We start from the raw sequence: 1,321 nt of genomic DNA, 5'->3' as shown, positions 1-1,321 counted from the left end.
CTCTCCCGCGGGCGGGAGAGGGCGGGGGTGAGGGGCGAGCCAAAAAAGCCTCCAGCCCTTTATCAACAAGCGCCACCAGCTATCAAATCAATAGTCAGTCCGTCTCCGCCAGCGCGTCGCCCAGCGCGCTGACCAGGCGGTCGATCTCGGCTTCGGTACTGATGAAGGGCGGCGCCAGTTGAATGGTGTCGCCGCCATAACGCACATAAAAGCCCTTGTCCCAGCACTTCATGGCCACCTCGTAGGGGCGGCGCGCGGGCTCGCCCGGCAGCGCGGCAATGGTGAAGCCTGCTGCCAGGCCGAAGTTGCGGATGTCCAGCACATGCCGCGCGCCCTTCAGGCCGTGCACGGCGCGCTCGAAATGCGGCGCCAGGGCCTTCACGCGGCCGGGCATGTCCTCTTTTTGCAGGATGTCCAGCACCGCCATGCCCGCCGCGCAGGCCACGGGGTGGGCCGAATAGGTGTAGCCGTGCGCAAACTCCAGCATGTACCCGGGCCCGCCCGCGGCCATGAAGGTGTCGTAAATCTCCTTGCTGGCCACCACGCCGCCCAGCGGCTGCGCGCCGTTGGTCACCTGCTTGGCAAAGTTGAGGATGTCGGGCGTCACGCCAAACACCTCGGCGCCCGTCCAGCCGCCGCAGCGGCCAAAGCCGGTGATCACCTCGTCAAAAATCAGCAGGATGTCGTTTTGCGTGCAAATCTCGCGGATGCGCTGCAGGTAGCCCGCAGGCGGAATCACCACCCCCGCCGAGCCCGAGAACGGCTCGATGATCACGGCGGCGATGTTGCTCGCGTCGTGCAGCGCGATCACGTCCAGCAGCCGGTCGGCCAGCGCGCGGCCGTCGGTGCCGGGCATGCCCCGGTAAAACGAGCCCGCGGGCGGCTGGGTGTGGGGAAGGTGGTCGGCCTCCACGCCCTGGCCGAAGGTCTTGCGGTTGCCCACCATGCCGCCCACCGAAATGCCGCCAAAGTTGACGCCGTGGTAGCCCTTCTCGCGGCCGATCAGGCGCGTCTTGCCCGCCTGGCCCCTGGCGCGCCAGTAGGCCCGCGCCATCTTCAGGGACGTGTCGGCCGCCTCCGAGCCCGAGCCGGTGAAGAACACATAGTCCAGTCCCGCGGGCGTCAGCGCCTTGATCTGGTTGGCCAGCGCAAACGACGCCGGGTGGCCGAACTGGAAGGCCGGCGCGTAGTCCAGCCGGGCGGCGGCGCGGCCAATCGCGTCGGCAATGTCCTTGCGGCCGTGGCCCAGGCCCGCGCACCACAGGCCCGACAGGCCGTCAAAAATCTTGCGGCCGTCGCCGTCGGTGTAGTAGGCGCCCTG

1 protein-coding gene is annotated in these 1,321 nt (G+C 68.4%); it reads right to left on the bottom strand.

Features of this window, described 5'->3' with window-relative positions:
* Window positions 1-94: 94 nt before the first annotated feature.
* A partial coding sequence (locus AB7E35_RS13185) for an aspartate aminotransferase family protein (protein ID WP_428167702.1) occupies window positions 95-1,321 on the bottom strand: 1,227 nt, incomplete at its 5' end.

Source organism: Diaphorobacter sp. (assembly GCF_050251835.1).
Classification (GTDB): Bacteria; Pseudomonadota; Gammaproteobacteria; order Burkholderiales; family Burkholderiaceae_C; genus JBFXIE01.
The sequence above is the reverse complement of the archived record's forward strand: the minus strand, read 5'-3'. Positions and strand labels throughout refer to the sequence as shown.